The 17,036-nt window shown below is 64.3% G+C and carries 12 protein-coding genes; 6 read left to right on the top strand and 6 right to left on the bottom strand.

Translation table 11 applies throughout. The annotated features are described in order from the left end of the window. Positions 1–2: 2 nt before the first annotated feature. On the bottom strand, positions 3–506 hold the full coding sequence (locus N2602_RS17090) for a YaiI/YqxD family protein (RefSeq protein WP_260383342.1): 504 nt from the start codon (positions 504–506) through the stop codon (positions 3–5). A gap of 106 nt (positions 507–612) precedes the next feature. Between N2602_RS17090 and N2602_RS17095 the strand changes: the two genes are divergently transcribed. Beyond that, complete coding sequence (locus N2602_RS17095; RefSeq protein ID WP_260383343.1) at positions 613–1,413, top strand: hypothetical protein; 801 nt, start codon at positions 613–615, stop codon at positions 1,411–1,413. 177 nt (positions 1,414–1,590) lie between these two features. On the opposite strand, the gene N2602_RS17100 is transcribed toward N2602_RS17095, so the two are convergent. Beyond that, entirely contained in the window at positions 1,591–3,963 is a 2,373-nt protein-coding gene (locus N2602_RS17100) for a xanthine dehydrogenase family protein molybdopterin-binding subunit (protein WP_260383344.1), read from the bottom strand. Between the two features lie 210 nt (positions 3,964–4,173). On the opposite strand from N2602_RS17100, the gene N2602_RS17105 reads away from it, so the two are divergent. Both N2602_RS17105 and N2602_RS17110 read left to right on the top strand, forming a co-directional pair. Further along, positions 4,174–5,259: a Ppx/GppA phosphatase family protein gene (locus N2602_RS17105; RefSeq protein WP_172786359.1), complete on the top strand. Its 1,086-nt coding sequence runs from the start codon at positions 4,174–4,176 to the stop codon at positions 5,257–5,259. A 2-nt stretch (positions 5,260–5,261) separates the two neighbouring features. Continuing rightward, positions 5,262–5,945, top strand: a complete 684-nt coding sequence (locus N2602_RS17110) for an RlmE family RNA methyltransferase (RefSeq protein ID WP_260383345.1) — start codon at positions 5,262–5,264, stop codon at positions 5,943–5,945. 16 nt (positions 5,946–5,961) lie between these two features. On the opposite strand, the gene N2602_RS17115 is transcribed toward N2602_RS17110, so the two are convergent. From N2602_RS17115 to N2602_RS17125, 3 genes are all read right to left on the bottom strand, one after another. Continuing rightward, the gene (locus N2602_RS17115; RefSeq protein WP_260383346.1) at positions 5,962–9,624 is read right to left on the bottom strand and encodes a CHAT domain-containing protein; all 3,663 of its coding nucleotides are present in this window, start codon (positions 9,622–9,624) and stop codon (positions 5,962–5,964) included. Positions 9,625–9,684: 60 nt separating this feature from the next. After that, positions 9,685–10,491 carry a peptidylprolyl isomerase gene (locus N2602_RS17120; protein ID WP_260383347.1) on the bottom strand — a complete coding sequence of 269 codons (807 nt, stop codon included), beginning with the start codon at positions 10,489–10,491 and terminating at the stop codon, positions 9,685–9,687. A 152-nt stretch (positions 10,492–10,643) separates the two neighbouring features. Continuing rightward, positions 10,644–12,134 (bottom strand): MFS transporter, encoded by a 1,491-nt coding sequence (locus tag N2602_RS17125; RefSeq protein ID WP_260383348.1) that lies wholly within the window; start codon positions 12,132–12,134, stop codon positions 10,644–10,646. A gap of 450 nt (positions 12,135–12,584) precedes the next feature. On the opposite strand from N2602_RS17125, the gene guaB reads away from it, so the two are divergent. The 3 genes from guaB to N2602_RS17140 all read left to right on the top strand — a co-directional run bounded on the left by guaB (position 12,585) and on the right by N2602_RS17140 (position 15,865). Continuing rightward, a complete protein-coding gene (gene guaB, locus N2602_RS17130) occupies positions 12,585–14,078 on the top strand; it encodes an IMP dehydrogenase (protein ID WP_172786362.1) in 1,494 nt (497 codons plus the stop codon). 300 nt (positions 14,079–14,378) lie between these two features. Further along, on the top strand, positions 14,379–15,401 hold the full coding sequence (locus N2602_RS17135) for an NADP-dependent oxidoreductase (RefSeq protein WP_260383349.1): 1,023 nt from the start codon (positions 14,379–14,381) through the stop codon (positions 15,399–15,401). 170 nt (positions 15,402–15,571) lie between these two features. After that, the gene (locus N2602_RS17140) at positions 15,572–15,865 is read left to right on the top strand and encodes a hypothetical protein (protein WP_260383350.1); all 294 of its coding nucleotides are present in this window, start codon (positions 15,572–15,574) and stop codon (positions 15,863–15,865) included. Between the two features lie 10 nt (positions 15,866–15,875). Here N2602_RS17140 and N2602_RS17145 read toward each other — a convergent pair whose 3' ends face one another. After that, positions 15,876–16,940: a LacI family DNA-binding transcriptional regulator gene (locus N2602_RS17145; RefSeq protein WP_260383351.1), complete on the bottom strand. Its 1,065-nt coding sequence runs from the start codon at positions 16,938–16,940 to the stop codon at positions 15,876–15,878. Positions 16,941–17,036 lie beyond the last annotated feature (96 nt).

The following is a 17,036-nucleotide window of genomic DNA, read 5'->3' on the forward strand; positions in this document are numbered from 1 at the left end:
AATCAGCCTTGACCCGAATTCTGGCTCGTTGCGGCAGCGTCAGTGGGGCGGCGCTGGATCCGGCGCAGCGTCTGGTCCAGGGCCGAAAGGAACGCGGAGCGATCGCGCGGCGCGAACGAGCGCGGGCCGCCGGTGACTTCGCCTGCGGAGCGCAGATCCGTCATCAGATTGCGCACCGCCAGGGTCATGCCGATGGACTCCTCAGTGAAGGGCTTGCCGTTCGGGGCGATCACGTCGGCGCCGGCCTTGACGCAGCGGCTCGCCAGCGGAATGTCCGATGTCACGACGACGTCGCCGGCCCTGGCCCGTTCGGCAATCCAGTCGTCGGCCGCGTCCATGCCGGCACCCGCGGCGATGCGCTCGATCAGCGGGTCCTGCGGCACGCGAATAAAATTGCCGGCGACGACGCTCACGGGCACGCCGTGCCGGAGCGCCACGCGGTAGATCTCGTCCTTCACCGGACAGGCGTCGGCGTCGACATAGATGCGGGTGAGAGCGTCGGTCATTCCGCCGCGTGGTACCCCATTCGGGCTGCAAAGGCGAGGGGATTGACCGATGTTCCCTGGGCCCTACGATCAGCCCTGAAACAACAAGAACAGGGAAGATGACCCCATGCCGAACCGGCTCGAAACCTACCGCGTCGAGGCCTACAACACCGCCAAGCAATCCGAAAACAAGATGCACGACGACAATGTGGCGCGCCGCTTCGGCTTTGAAGGCGGGCTGGTCCCGGGCGTCGACGTCTTCGCTTACATGATGCACGTGCCGATCGCGCGCTGGGGCCGCGATTTCCTTTCCCGTGGGCTGGTCGAGGCGCGCTTCATCAAGCCGGTCTATGACGGCGAGACTGCCGACGTCGACGCGACCGAGCACAACGGCTTGCTGACCATCGAGGTGTTCAGCCGTACCGAGCTCTGCGCGACCGGAACGGCGTCGCTGCCGGCGGAGGCGCCAGTGGTAGCATTGAGCGACTATGTCGAAGTCCCCGCTGTCGCCGAGCGCAAGCCGGTCAGTCCTGCGACGTTCGAACTGGGCAAGTGGCTGGGCACGACGCCGCGCCGCTGGGCCGGGCAGGACGCGGCCGACTATCTCACGGATGTCAGGGAGAAGGATCCGATCTTCGCGCGCGAGAGCCTCGGCCATCCCGGCCTGATCCAGCGGGTCATGAACCGCGTCCTCGTCGACAACACCATTCTGGGGCCCTGGATCCATGTCGGCAGCCGCATGCAGCTGCTGTCCGCCGCGCGCGCCGGTGACGAGATCACGGCGCGGGCCAAGGTCACCGCGAACTACGAGAAGAAGGGCCACCGCTTCGTCGAGCTCGACGCGCTGGTCGTCGCCAACGGCACGATGCCGCTCGCCCACTGCCTGCACACCGCAATCTACCAGCCGCGCGAGCAGGCGGCGGCGTAGCGGAGGCAAGCCTGTCACCACAAACGCGGTGTCATGCCCCGGCTTGACCGGGGCATCCAGTACGCCGCGGCCCATCCGTGAATCACGATTGCCTCGGAGTACTGGATCGCCCGATCAAGTCGGGCGATGACAGCTGTGCGTGTGGACGCGGCGAATGACCTTCTGCGATAGAGCCTCTTACGCCGCCTTGGCCTTCGCCTCCTGGATCGCGCGCCACACCCGCTCCGGGGTCAGCGGCATGTCGATGTGCTTGATGCCGTAATCCGACAGCGCATCGAGCACCGCGTTCACCACCGTCGAGAGACTGCCGGCGCAGCCTGCTTCGCCGCAGCCCTTGCTGCCGAGCGGATTGGTGGTGGCGGGCACCGGATGATCGCCGACCGTCATGTTGGGGACGTCCTCGGCACGCGGCAGGGCGTAGTCCATCAGCGAGCCCGTGATCGGCTGGCCGCTCTCGTCGTAGCGGATGTGCTCCATCAGCGCCTGGCCGATGCCCTGGACCACGCCGCCATGGAGCTGGCCCGCGACCAGCATCGGGTTGATCACCGTGCCGAAATCGTTGACCGCGCTGTAGCGCACGATCTGCACCACGCCGGTGTCCGGATCGATCTCGACCTCGGCGACGTGGCAGCCATTCGGGAACGCCGAGGCGACCGGATCGCTGGTGTGATCGACGTCGAGCGTATCAGGCACGCCCTCCGGCACCTTGCCGTCATGCAGCTTCTTCGCGAGCTCCATGATGTCGATGCTGCGATCGGTGCCGGCGATCGTAAAGCTGCCGTCAGCAAACTCGATATCGGCCTCGGACGCTTCCAGCATATGCGCGGCGGCGCGCTTGCCCTTCTCGATGACGAGCTTTGCGGCCCCCACGATGGCTTGGCCGGTCGCCGTGATCGAGCGCGAGCCGCCGGTGCCGTTGCCGGTGTGGACGATATCGCTGTCGCCCTGCACGAGCTTCACGCTCTCGAAGGGGACGCCGAGCTGCTCGGACAGCACCTGCGCGAACGGCGTGGCATGGCCCTGGCCGTAATCGAGCGTGCCGGTGATGAGCTGCACGGTGCCGTCAGCATCGAACACGATCTTGCCGAGCTCGGGGCTCGGCGGCGCCGTGACCTCGAGATAGGAGCCGACCGCGATGCCGCGCAGCTTGCCGGCCTTCTTGCTCTCCTTCTTGCGCTTGGCGAAGTTCTCGTGGTCGGAGATTTCGAGCGCCTTGTTGAATACGGCCTGGAAGTCGCCGCTGTCATAGGTGACGCCGGAGGAGGCCGCGAACGGGATCTGGTTTGGCTTGATGAAGTTGCGCTTGCGCAAGGTCAGCCGGTTGATGCCCATCTCGTCGGCGGCGCGGTCGATCAGGCGCTCCATGTAATAGTTCGCCTCGGGCCGGCCGGCACCGCGATAGGCGCCCATCAGCGTGGTGTTGGTGAGCACCGTCTTGATGTCGACCGCCATCAGCGGCGTGCGATAGACGCTGGAGAAGTTCTTGCCGGTGTTGAGCGAAAGCGGCCCCGGCGCGACGCCGGTGATGTAGGCGCCGAGATTGCCATAGCCGGACAGCTTTGCCGCGAGGAAGTGCCCCTCGGCATCGAGCGCGAGCTCGGCATGGATCTTCTGCGCGCGGCCGTGGCTGTCGGAGAGAAAGCTGGTGGAGCGCTCGTCCAGCCACTTCACCGGCCGTTCCAGCGCCTTCGCCGCATACAGGATGCACATGTACTCGGGATAGTTGATGTTCTTCATGCCGAAGGAGCCGCCGACATTGGCGGTGAGAATGCGCACCTTCTCGTTCGGCACCTTCAGGTTCTTGGCGAGATTGGCGCGATTGCCGGCGACGCCCTGGGTCGGCACCTGAAGCGTGTAGCGCTCGGTCTTCTTATCGTAGGAGGCAAGCCCGACGCGCGGCTCCATCGAGACCACGGCGACGCGGGTGTTCTCGATGTCGAGCCTGGTCACATGAGCGGCGCTGGCGAAGGCCGCGTTGACCTTGTCCATGTCGCCATAGTGGTAGTCGAGCGCGACGTTGTTCGGGATGTGGTCATAGAGCTGCGGCGCGCCGGGCTTGGCGGCTTCCTCGGGATCCGTCACCGCCGGCAGCGGCTCGATGTCGAGCTCGACCGCCTCGGCCGCGTCGCGCGCCTGGGCCAGCGTCTCCGCCACCACGAAGGCGACGGGGTCGCCGACGAAGCGGACCTTGTCGGTCGCCAGCGGCTGGCGGTTGGTCTGGAGCAGGGGCGAGCCGTCACGGCTCTTCAGCGGCAGGCCGCAGGTGAAGGGGCCATAGCCGGCGGCATCGAGGTCCTTGCCGGTCCACACCCCCAGCACGCCCGGCATCGCCTTGGCGGCATCAAGGCCAATGCCACGGATCATGCCATGGGCATGGGTGGAACGGACGACCACGGCATAGGCCTGGCCGGGCAGGTTGAAATCGTCGGTGTAGCGGCCCTTGCCGCGCACCAGGGTGTCGTCCTCCTTGCGGCGGACCGGTTGCCCGACGCCATATTTTTGCAGTGCAATAGCGTTCTCGAGCGTGGACGATTTGGTGTGTTCTTGCATGGAATTGACCTGAAAAGCCGGCATTTGCGCATTTTCGCGGCAGCGGAGCACCGGACTCCCTTGAGATAACCCACCACCCCCGTTCACGACAACGCACGATTGGGCATGGTCCCATGTGATGCGTTGTTGCGCAGGCCTGCCGCGCTGCTAATGTTTCAGGCGAATAATCAATTCCAGACCGGCCCGACCGGCCGCGGAAAGACAGTTTGTATGAATGACCACACGCGGCTCCGCGACGGCCATGTTAGCCAACATGGGCCGCACGGTGAGCTGAATGGGTCGATGGCGGCGGTGGCGTTGGCCACCGATCCGGCCGTCGGCGCGCAAGCGCCGGGAACCGGCGTCTATGCGGCGCTGGACCTCGGCACCAACAATTGCAGGCTGCTGATCGCCTGTCCGACCCAGGACGGCTTTCGCGTGGTCGATTCCTTCTCGCGCATCATCCGGCTCGGGGAGGGCGTCTCGGCGACAGGTTGCATCAGCGACGCCGCGATCGAGCGTGCCATCGCCGCGCTCAGCATCTGCCGGGACAAGATCAACTTACGGAAGGCGCGGCGGCTGCGGCTGATCGCGACCGAAGCCTGCCGCGCGGCTTCGAACGCGGAAGGTTTTCGCAGCCGCGTTGCGGCCGAGACGGGCATCGAGCTCGAGGTGATCGACCGCGAGACCGAGGCCACGCTCGCCGTGCTCGGCTGCTCGCCGCTGGTCGACCCGAGGGGGCGCGGCGCGATCCTGTTCGACATCGGCGGCGGCTCGACCGAGCTGGTGCGGATCGAGCGCGACCCGGAAAACCCGGAGCCGCGCATAAAAGCCTGGATGTCGATCCCCTATGGCGTGGTCACGCTCGCCGAGCAGTTCGGCGGACGCGACGTCACGCCGGAGATCTACGCCGCGATGGAGCAGGAGGTCGCAAGCCACGTCGCGCCGTTCGCGGAAGAGCACGGCCGCGATCTCGCCGACATGCACCTGCTCGGCACGTCGGGCACGGTGACGACGCTGGCCGGGATCCATCTCAATCTGGCGCGCTATGACCGACGCCGCATCGACAGCATCTGGATGAACGATGCCGACATCACCGCGACCATCAACAAGCTGCTCGGCATGAGCTACGAGGAGCGCGCGAACAACAGCTGCATCAGCGTCGAGCGTGCCGATCTCGTGCTCGCCGGCTGCGCCATTCTCGATGCTATCCGCCGCGCCTTTCCTCTGCCGCGCCTGCGCGTCGCCGACCGGGGCTTACGCGAAGGCATGCTGGTCGAGATGATGCGCGAGGACGGCGCGCTCAGGAGCTGGTGAGTATGGCCAAGGACACGACCGGCCGCTTGCACGTCCAGGTCAAGACCGGCGGCAAGCGCAAATTGTCGTCGAAGCTGTGGCTGGAGCGGCAGCTCAACGATCCCTATGTCGCGAAAGCCAAGGCTGCGGGCTATCGCTCGCGCGCCGCGTTCAAGCTCTTGGAGATGGACGACAAGTTCCGGCTCTTGAAGCCGGGCATGGCCGTGGTCGATCTCGGCGCGGCACCCGGTGGCTGGAGCCAGATCGCGGCCAAGCGCGTCGGCTCGACCGAAGGCAAGGGCAAGGTCGTCGCCATCGATCTGTTGGAGATGCCGGAGATTCCCGGCGTCGATTTCGCGCAGCTCGACTTCATGGACAACGACGCGCCCGAGAAGCTCACCGCGATGCTCGGCGGCAAGGCCGACGTTGTGATGTCCGACATGGCCGCCAACACCACCGGCCACCGCAAGACCGACCAGCTGCGCATCGTCGGCCTGGTCGAGACCGCCGCGGCGTTTGCCTGCGACGTGCTCAAACCCGGCGGCGCGTTTCTGGCCAAGACGTTCCAGAGCGGCGCCGATGCCGATCTGCTCGCCCAGCTCAAGCGCGACTTTGCCACCGTGCGTCACGTCAAGCCCGCCGCGAGCCGGCAGGATTCCTCGGAGCGCTACGTGCTGGCGACGGGATTTCGGGCACAGGCGAGATAGTGGTCGCCGTCTCTTACTACTCTCCAATCAGTGCGAAGGCACCCCAGTAGCTTGGATTGGCACGACGCCCCCCGGATTTCGATGTGCTTAGCATAGCTTGGCGCAGAGCTTCAGCACGACGAATTTTGGGATCCTGCTGCAGCAGTCGGAATGTCTCAGTGGTCAGGCTGACTGCAGCTTCCGACTCGACCGCCCAATGCGAGGCGAGAATGGATCGGGCGCCCGCGTAGAAGAACGATCGAGCAAGGCCGGACAAGGCTTCACCACCCGGAACATCACCCGCCAGTGTGTTACAAGCCGACAGAACGACCCAATCGGCGTTGAGCTTGAGTTGGGATATTTCGCTCGAGGTCAGAAGCCCGTCGTCTAGCTCGCTCGGATCTCTTGGCAGGGTCAACGCGAGTGACGGCTCGGCAACTCCCTTGACGTCTCCGGCAACCAAGCCATGCGTCGCGAAATAGACTATGCGGTAGTCCGATAGCTTACTGCGTTTGACAGATGTTTCGGTGGCTTCCGATCCGAAATAGAGCGAGCTTGCCCCGAAGCCCACCGCCTTTGCGACGCTAGTCAACTCCTGCTGGGTTTCCGGCAGCGGCGTGAGTGCAGTCGACAGCTTCTCCCGGTCGATTTCGACGCCTTTCCAGAACTCGCCATATGATCGGCTGACAGAGACGCGCTTTGCGCCTGTCGACGCAGCGCTTGGGCTCTTTGTGGGAGGCCGATTCCTGCGATCGTCTGTGAAGGAGGGGTTGCCGAACCCGACGAGAGGCCGGGGCGCGATGTCCCTTTGCGAAGGGCTGCGAAAGATGTCCAGGCTTGAAACAGAGGGCAGGACAGAGACGGCGTGGTGGCTGATCAGCCAGGATATCTCGGAGTAAGTATAGGCAAGGCCGGCTTTGACGGGGGCCGGCGGTTCGGTGACCAGTAAGTGAAACGGCATTGCCGTCCAGACACCCGCCGGCGCGATGAGCAGGTTACGCTTGTCGCGGATCACGCCTTCCATCTTGCCTAGCGTCTGCTGGTACAGATTGTACGAGTTGCCGGCATCAAACGACGCATCGTCGCCGCCGAGAAGCCCCGAGCGGAACGACTTAATGCGATCTTCGGGGTTCGGAACATGAATGTACTCCCACTCGAAACTGTCGGGAGAAACGGCAAAAACAAGGCCGATGTCGCCCTTGATCTGCCAAATCGAAACGAGAGCTTCGTCGCCCCGAAGCCTCCTCTGCACATCCGCTACCGAGGTCGGTTTTAGCCCTGCAATATCGAAATAAGCGGGATAGTCGTGTTTGAGTCTCTGATTGAGCTCAAGCAGCCTGTTCTCGATCCTGGCCAGTGCATCCAATGGGGGCGCTGCATTCGCCCCCGGAAGGCTTGCGGCCTTAGAGAGTTCGCCCCGCCATCGTTCGCGCTCCGCAAGAGCATCCTGGCGCTCGCGCACGATGGCCGCGATGCCGGGATTCTGAGTGCCGAGGCGGACGGTCATCTGCTTCATGGCGATTGAAGCGGTCGACTGACTGACCCACTGGGCAACCTCGAAGAGCTCCCGTCCGTTGCGCTCGTAAGTCTCCATGTCGACCCGGCTCGACAAGGTCAACGCGATGGCGAGGTTGCGGAACACGCCGATGCGGCCGTCGAGCGTATACTTTGCCGAGCCGTGGTCATCGATCGAAAGCTCCTGCGCCGAATGCTTGAGCACAAGGTCCACGGCCCTGCGTCCAAAATCGACCGCAGCTTCATACCTCTTCGTTTTCGTCATTAAGGTCGACAATTGGTCCAGCACGCGAACCGTATCCGGATGGTATGCGGGAAGCCGCGATTCGCAGATGGCGAGCGCCCGCTTCGAGATTTCAATGGCCTTTTCAGGATCCCTTTCGTGATAGGAGAATGACAGATCGACGAGTGCCCCGATCAGCGCCGGCGACTCCGAGCCGCTGACTTTCGCTTGGATTGCAATGGCGCGTTCGAGCGTAGCGGCTGCCCGGTCGAATTCTCCGCCTTCGTTCAGTCGGACGGCGAGATTTACGAGCGGCCCTACGAGCTCGAAAGAATCCGGAGCATAATGCTTTTCGGCGATTGCGAGCGCTCGGTCCAACAACGTCTTGGCTTCGGTTTGGCTTTCAGCCGTGATAGCCCGGTTGTTCAGTAACGTGAGCAACTCCGGCGAATCGTCGGCCCCCGACAACTGTCGCTGAAGGGCGTAGGCACGCTCGAACACGGCGCGCGCATCGCTTACGCGTTCGGTTTCGCGCAACAACAAGCCGAAACTATTGAGCGTATTGACGAGGCTCTTCTTGTCGCCGACGGATTGCGCGATCGCCACAGCGCGCTGCAAGTACCCGCCGGCGGCGCTGTATCGACCCTGCTGCAGGCAAGTGTTTGCGAGGCGATCGAGAAATGGCAGAAGTTCTATCGGCTGTGCCGCGATGTCCGCTTCAATTTGCCTGACGGAATCTTTCAGCACGGCTTCCGATTCCGCGTATTGTCCGACAACATCTAATAACTCGGCTAGCAGAAGATGCCCAGAGCGAGCCTCGCGCGTGTCGCCACCCTCTTTCTCGATGGCGATGATCCGGATTTGCGTTGCAATGGCGACAGAGTATTTGCCGGAAAAGATCTGCAGACGAAGTAGCTTTTGCAGCGCCGGGACGATTCTCGGGTCACGTTGCCCGAACTGGTGCTCCTTGAGCCTCACAAGTCGTTCAGATGCTGCTATCGCTTCGTCATTCCGTCCGGCGGCAAAGGAGCCGACCACGAGATTGCTGAGCGGAAGCTCGAGGAATGGGTTGTCTGGCCCCAACCGCGGATCGGACTCGACCAGTTTTATCGCCCGGCGGCTGACGACGACGGTTTCGTCGTAGCTTTTCAGTTCGTTCAAAGCCCGGCCAAGCTCGTACAAGATGATGGCGAGCGTAGCCGAGTTTTCACCTTCATTCTGTTCGCGGAGCTTGAGGGCCTGACGCATGTGGTCGCGCGCATCGGATGTCTTGCCGAGCGCGAATTCGGATTCCCCCAACTTCAAGAGTTGGAAGTCGAGCTGCCCGCGTTGCTGGTCGGGCGGCATCACTTCGAGCGCGGCGATGATGCGACGCCGAACCGCGATTGCCTGCTCATGCAGATCCTGTTCGGCATAAAGATACGCCAGCCGAAACAGGATTCTCATGTCCGGCTCGGATACCGTCCCCTGCTTGGGCAGGAGCGTGGAAATGCGGGCGTACCACTCGATTCCGCCTTTCTCGTCCTGCAGCAGGTCTGCCGCCGTGGCGAGGCATTCCAGGATACTCCTGAGAGCCGGATTGCGGGCACCCATGACGGCTTCGCCGATTGCCAGTGCCTGACGGCATTTGAGACCAGCCTGGTGGGCCTCGCTCTTGCCGTTCAAGGCCGATCCGACTTGCTGCAGAACCGTCGAGTGTTCCAGCGAGTTCGCACCGAAGTACTGGATGATCGCATTCTCCAGCGCCGGCGCGAGACTCAGCGCGTGATCGTAGTCCTTGCTCTCAATTGATGCGTCAAACTGGCGTTGGAGCGCGGCAATGTCGGCGAAAGAGGGGATTGGCGCGGCCTTCCGCTCCGACGAGGCCGCCCGCTTGTTCGATTGCGGCGCCGCACCCGCGCCGCTGTAGGACGCGGCGAGCAGGATTTGAGTGGCGATGACGGCGATCGTTCGGCGGAGCATCGGCGAGTCCGGAAGGTGTCGAACCGTTGGGAACTGTAGGGCCCGCGGCCTCGGCGCAAATTACTTCTTGTAGGGCGGGAGGTAGACGATTGTCGCTTTGTCGCGCAGGTGCTTGAGATAGCTGTCAACGACCTCCTTCGCCATTTCCTGGCGCAATTGCGCCTCGACCTGCTCGAATGGTGGGATATAATTCTCGTTTCGATCCTCGATCAGCAGAACGTGCCATCCGAAGCCCGTTTTGATCGGCTTGTTGACGACCTTGCCGACGGGCGATGAAAAGGCTGCCTCGGCAAACTCGGGAATCATGGCCTCTTTTCTGAACCAGCCGAGTTCACCGCCTTGATCCGCGCTGGGACCCTTGCTACGGGCTTTCGCGACGGTGCTGAAGTTCTGGAAAGTGACGGACTTCATGATCTCTCTGGCTTCAGCTTCGGTCGGCACGAGGATGTGCTTGGCCTTGACCGCTGGAAAACCGAGGTTTTGCTTGACTGCCGCGTAGCGCTGTCGGAGCGAATAATCGGTGAGCGATTCCTTGACGTAGCGTGCGACGACCGCATTTGCCTGTAACTGCAGCTTCACAAGTTCGAGTTGCTTTTGATAGTCCGGGTCATCCTCGACCTTTAGCCGGGTAGCTTCTTGCGCGACAATCTCCTGATCGATCACGCGATCCAACACTTGGCGGCGAGTTTCTTGCTCGCGCCCCTTGAGAAGATCCTCCGAAATCTGCGCCATTTGGTCGTCGATGCGCGACTGCCGTACGGCTATGCCGTTAACAGTCGCGACGATGGCGTTCGGAGCTTGGGCGAGGGCGGGCATGGCTACGAAGATGGCGAATAGACCTGCGGTAAAGCATTTCACGAATTTCATAATAAATGTCCCCGTCGGACCGCGAGACGAAGGGCGGCCCAAAGTCCTAATTGCTCAATTTCGATACCACGGGATGTGATGTGCGGCACAGAATTTTGGCAATGTGGGGTTGCGCTCGCATAGTGACCGACCAAGGTCTTTGGGGGCGCTAACTACCCCAACCTCTGATCCCGCACGTCCTGGGTGTCCTCCGTCGCGGTCTTGACCGCCGCCTTTTCCGCACCCTTGCCCGCGCCCTTGCGGCTGGCGATCTCCACGGCCTTGCGACCGGAGATCTCGTGGCCGGCATCCGCGGGCATCTGCCAGAAGAACCAGCTCGATGCCGCCGAGGTCAACGCGACCACGACGAAGGCCGGCGCGAACACCGTGGCGTCGATCTCGCTGATATGGTGGAACCACATCGTCGTTTCCACGCAGGCCGCGCCGACGGCGACGCCGGCGGAGACCGCGAGCTGCTGGTTGACGCTGACGAGGGTGGTGGCGCGGCTCATTTGCGCGGTCTCGACGTCGGCATAGGCGACCGTGTTGATCGCGGTGAACTCCAGCGAGCGGAAGAAGCCGCCGACCACCAGGATGACCATGATGATGAGCAGCGGCGTCGTCACCGTGAACAGCGCGCAGACGGCAAGAAAGAACGCGCTGATGATCGCGTTCACCGTCATCAGGTTGCGGAAGCCGAAGGTGCGGATGATCCGCGCGGCCAGCGTCTTCATGCCCATGGCCCCGAGCGAGGAAGCAAAGGTGACGAGGCCGGAATGGAACGGCGACAGGCCGAAGCCGATCTGCATCAGGAGCGGCAGCAGGAACGGCAGCGCGCCGATGCCGAGCCGGAACAGGAAGCCGCCGAACACGGCTGCGCGCAGTGTCGGCAGCCTCAGGAGCGAGAAGTCCAGCACCGGCGATCCGGTCCGCCGCGCGTGGATGACGTAGAGCGTCATCGAGATCGCACCGCCCACGACCAGCGCGGCCACCGTGCTCCATGGCAGCAGGTTGAGCCCGGCGACTGAAAGGCCAAAGGCGATCCCGGCAACGCCGATGCCGGCGAGCACCATGCCGTAGAGATCGAACGGCTCCTGCGCCTCGCTCTTGATGGGATCGATGAAGCGCAGCGCCATGAAGATGCCGAGCAGGCCGATCGGGATGTTGATCAGGAAGATCCAGTGCCAGGACGCATAGGTGGTGATGAAGCCGCCGAGCGGCGGGCCGATCACGGGGCCGATCAGGGCAGGGACCGTCACCCAGGCCATGGCGTTGACCAGCGCGCTCTTGTCGACTGAGCGCAGCAGCACGAGGCGTCCGACCGGCGTCATCATGGCACCGCCCATGCCTTGCAGGATGCGCGCGAATACGAAATCGGTGACCGAGGTCGAGAGCGCGCAGCCGACCGAGCCGACCATGAACACGCCGACCGCGATCGCGAATACCATCCGCGCGCCGAACCGGTCGGCGGTCCAGCCGCTCGCCGGGATGAACACCGCGAGCGACAGCAGGTAAGATGTGATCGCGAGCTTCAGCGTCAGCGGGCTGGTGCCGATGTCGGCCGCGATCGCCGGCAGCGAGGTGGCGATCACGGTCGAATCCATGTTCTCCATGAACAGAGCCGTGGCCACGATCAGCGGAATGACGCGTTGCTTGTCGACCATGAAATTAATGAAAGCTGAAGGAGGGGCGGAGTTGCGGCTTATCACCGCCGTCCGCCGCCGACCATTGCGGATCGGCGCATAGCACCTAAGTCCCGCGTAACAACGGTGTGACCGTCTTTCGTCATTCCGGGGCGCGCCCCGTGGCGCGAGCCCGGAATCTATTGGGCCACAGCGTTGCTGCGCGATGGATTCCGGGTTCGCGACTTCGTCGTGCCCCGGAATGACGCCGGAGGGGACGGCGGACGGAGCCGACCCCGCTAAATCGGCCCAAAAAAGCCTGTGCATGGCTGGCCAGCGGCCCGAATTGCTTTGATTCGTCACGCGGCCGTGCTATCGACCCGCGTCAACCCCACCGATGGGCTCCGATTCTCAAGGCGTTGCCGCAAGGGACGCCGAGGGCGGCGCTCATCCATTAGCATTTGCGGCAAGGCCGCAGGAAGGAGTTGGCAGATGGCCACGGTGCAACTTCAGGGCATCCGCGAAGCCTTTACGTTCGACGACGTGCTGTTGAAGCCGGGCCTGTCGGACGTCATGCCGGGCGAGGTCGACATCCGCTCCCGCGTCACCCGCGCCATCCCGCTCAACATCCCGATCATGGCCTCGGCCATGGACACCGTCACCGAGGCCCGCATGGCGATCGCCATGGCGCAGGCCGGCGGCCTCGGCGTCATCCACCGCAATTTCGATCCCGAAGGGCAGGCCGCCCAGGTGCGGCAGGTCAAGCGCTACGAGTCCGGCATGGTGGTGAACCCGCTCACCATCAGCCCCGACGCCACGCTCGACGATGCGCTCAAGCTGATGAGCGATCACGGCATCTCCGGCATTCCCGTCGTCACCGGCGCCGGCAAGAACACGCCCGGCAAGCTGGTCGGTATCCTCACCAACCGCGACGTGCGCTTTGCCACCGACCGCCGGCAAAAAGTCTCCGAGCTGATGACGCATGAAGGGCTCGTCACGGTCCGTGAGAATGTCAGCCAGGACGAGGCGCGGCGGATGCTGCACCAGCACCGCATCGAGAAGCTGCTGGTGGTCGACGATCAATATCGCTGCGTCGGTCTCATCACGGTGAAGGACATGGAGAAGGCGGTCGCCCATCCGCTCGCCTGCAAGGATGGGCAGGGCCGCCTTCGCGTCGCTGCCGCCACCACGGTCGGCGACACCGGCTTCGAGCGCACCGAGCGGCTGATCGATGCCGGCGTCGACCTCGTCGTCGTCGACACTGCGCACGGTCATTCCCGTCACGTGCTGCAGGCGGTGAACCGCATCAAGCGCCTGTCCAATTCGGTGCAGGTCGTCGCCGGCAACGTCGCCACCACGGAAGGCGCGCAGGCGCTGATCGACGCGGGCGCGGATTGCATCAAGGTCGGCATCGGCCCGGGCTCGATCTGCACCACCCGCATCGTCGCCGGCGTCGGCGTTCCCCAGCTCACCGCAATCATGGATGCGGTCGACGCGGCGAAGAAGGCCGATGTCCCCGTCATCGCCGACGGCGGCATCAAATATTCCGGCGACCTCGCCAAGGCGCTCGCGGCCGGCGCCGACATCGCCATGGTCGGCTCGCTGCTGGCCGGCACCGATGAGACGCCCGGCGAAGTGTTCCTGTGGCAGGGCCGCTCCTACAAGGCCTATCGCGGCATGGGCTCGGTCGGCGCGATGGCGCGGGGATCGGCCGACCGCTACTTCCAGCAGGACATCAAGGATACGCTCAAGCTCGTGCCTGAAGGCATCGAGGGCCAGGTGCCCTACAAGGGCCCGGTCGGCAATGTCATGCACCAGCTCGCCGGCGGCCTGCGCGCCGCGATGGGCTATGTCGGCGCGCGCGACATGAAGGAGCTGCACGACAAGGCCCAGTTCGTTCGCATTACCGGCGCCGGCCTGCGCGAAAGCCACGTCCACGACGTCACGATCACGCGCGAGAGCCCGAATTATCCGGGCGGGGGTTAGTCGTTCCATTCTCGGCGTCATCGCCCGCCTAGTGCGCACTTGCGCACAGGGGCGGGCGATCCAGTACGCCGCGGCTTCTCGGTCTAACAACGATTGTCTCGGAGTACTGGATGCCCCGCCTTCGCGGGGCATGACAGCGCCTGTGTGGCGTGCGCGTGCCACAAGCTCGTCATTGCGAGCCAACGGGTCCGCGCGAAGCGCGGCCCGATGACAGGCTCCGCGAAGCAATCCAGTCCTTTTGTATTGACGCGGCTGGATTGCTTCGCTTCGCTCGCAAGGACAGAAAAGTGGAGGAAGCCAATGGCCCAAGCCAAACGCATCGTTCTCGCCGCGCGTCCCGTCGGCGAACCCAAGCCGTCTGATTTTCGCCTGGAGGAATTCGCCGTGCCGACGCCAGGGCAGGGCGAAGTCCTGCTGCGCACGATCTGGCTGTCGCTCGATCCCTATATGCGCGGGCGCATGAACGATGCTCCGTCTTATGCCGCGCCGGTGCCGGTCGGCGGCGTGATGGAAGGCGAGGCGGTCAGCGAGGTCGTGGCCTCCAACAATTCCGATTTCGCGGTCGGCGACATCGTCCGCGCGCGCACCGGCTGGCAGTCGCACGCGATCTCGAACGGCAAGGGCCTGATCAAGGTGGATCCCAAGCTCGGTCCGATCTCGACGTCGATCGGGGTGCTCGGCATGCCCGGCATGACCGCCTATACGGGCCTGCTCGATATCGGCAAGCCGCAGCCGGGCGAGACCGTCGTCGTCGCCGGTGCGTCCGGCGCGGTCGGCTCGGCGGTGGGGCAGATCGCCAAGATCAAGGGCGCACGCGCGGTCGGCATCGCCGGCGGCAAGGACAAGTGCGACTACGTGGTGAAGGAGCTCGGCTTCGATGCCTGCATCGATCACCGCGATCCCGATCTCGCCGCCAAGTTGAAGGACGCCTGCCCTGGGGGTATCGACGTCTATTTCGAGAACGTCGGCGGTGCCGTGTTCGAGGCGGTGTTCCCGCTGCTCAACCCGTTTGCGCGCGTGCCCGTTTGCGGCCTGATCGCGCACTACAACGACACCGAGGCCAACCCGCCGAAATGGGCCGCCCGCCTGATGTTCGCGACGCTGACCAAGCGGCTGACCTTCCGCGGCTTCATCGTGTCGGACTTTGCCGCCCGCCATGGCGACTTCCTGCGCGACATGTCCGCCTGGGTTCGCGAGGGCAAGGTCAAGTACAAGGAGTTCGTCACCGAGGGCCTGGAGAGTGCGCCCGGCGCCTTCATGGGCCTGCTGAAGGGGGCCAATTTCGGCAAGCAGCTGGTCCGGGTCGGGCCGGACAAGGCCTAGCGCGACAGGGAATGGGACTCACGTGGCCCCGCGGCCACACGCCGGGTGGGGATAGTTAAGAGAGAGTCACCAAATGGTCACACCTGCCCGCAAAAGCCGCAGGTGTGACCGCCTGTTCATTGACGGCCGGAGGAAGGCATTGAATCATCGCGCATATTTTAGGTGCTGCGATGTTAGAGATTGGTATTTTCTGCGTAATCCTCCTGGCCGCCAGCTATTGGGCGACCATGTTCATCATGGGCCGTCGCGACGACGTCATCCATGGCAAGTTCGTTCACGCCGAGAACGAGGGCGAATTCACGCCGGCCGCAAGGCCTGCTCCACCGCCATTCCCGAAGCGCCCGGTGAAAGCTGCGCAGCCCGCCTCTGTTCAGCCGGTCGGCACCGCGGCCAAGCCGGTGAACAGCGCCGCGCTGCAATCGCTGCTCGCTGCCATCCAGCAGGATCTCAAGAGCGTCGCGTAAGCCGCAACGCTCAGACGCTGCCGCGCTCGACCAGGAACAGATCGACCGCGAGCCGCTGCTCGGCGCGCGGCGTGCCTGAGAGCCGCGCCAAAAGCAGTTCGCCCGCGAGACGTCCCACGGCCGCCGCGTCGAATGAGATGGTCGTAAGGCCGGGCATGATTTGATCGGCGACGTCGTTGTCACCGAAGCCGAGCACGGCCAGATCGCGCGGCACCGACAGGCCGCGGGCGCGAGCCTCGATCAGCGCACCGGTCGCGAGCAGGTCGTTGGCGCAGAACACGGCGTCGACGTCGCCGCTGCGCTCGAGCAGGGCGGTGAAGGCGGCACGGCCGTCGACGAGGCCCGTCACCTCTCCAACGAGGATTTCGTGAACGATCGTGAGGCCGAGCTGTGCGGCGGCGGCGCGAAAGCCGTCGCGGCGGAGTGCGCCGCGGCCGCTGCTGCGGCCGATGAAGGCGATGCGGCGATGTCCCGCCTGCGCCAGCCGGCGCGCCGCCATCGCGCCGGCATCCGCATTGGGCAGGCCGACCAGCATGTCGATGGGGTCGCGCGGAAACGCCCAGGTCTCGATCACGGGAATGCCGAGCTCGGCCAGCGCCGTGCGGTTCTCCTCGAGCTCGATGACGCCGGTGAACATCACCGCCGCGGGGCGGATGCCGCGCAGCGACTGGATCATCGCGACCTCCTTGGCATAGGAGTAGGAGGTCTGGCCGACCAGCACCTCGAAACCCTCCGGCTCGAGCGTCGCGGCAAAGCTGCGCACCGCAAGGCCAAACTGCTGGCTGAGGATGTTGGAGACGAAGGCGACGACCACGTTCGAGCGGCCCGAGCGCAGCGCGCGGGCATGCGGGTTGGAGGCATAGCCCGTCGCCTCGATCACCTCGAGGACTCGCTCGCGGGTCTTGCGATTGACCTTCTCGGGGTGGCGCAGCACCCGCGACACCGTGATCGGCGCGACGCCGGCGCGTTCTGCGACTTCCTCGATGCGCGGCGGCCGTCCGGTCGCATTGCTGCGGCCGGGCGGCGCCGGAATGCGCACGACGTCGTCATAGCTCGGCTTGGCCCGATCGGTCATCGAATTCCTGAAGAGACGTCAGGTTAGAGCATCATGAGATCAGATCGTACTGCAACCGCATTGGCACTGCGCTCCCTCCCCCGCTTGCGGGGGAGG

It is taken from the genome of Bradyrhizobium sp. NC92 (genome assembly GCF_025200865.1).
Taxonomy (GTDB): Bacteria; Pseudomonadota; Alphaproteobacteria; order Rhizobiales; family Xanthobacteraceae; genus Bradyrhizobium.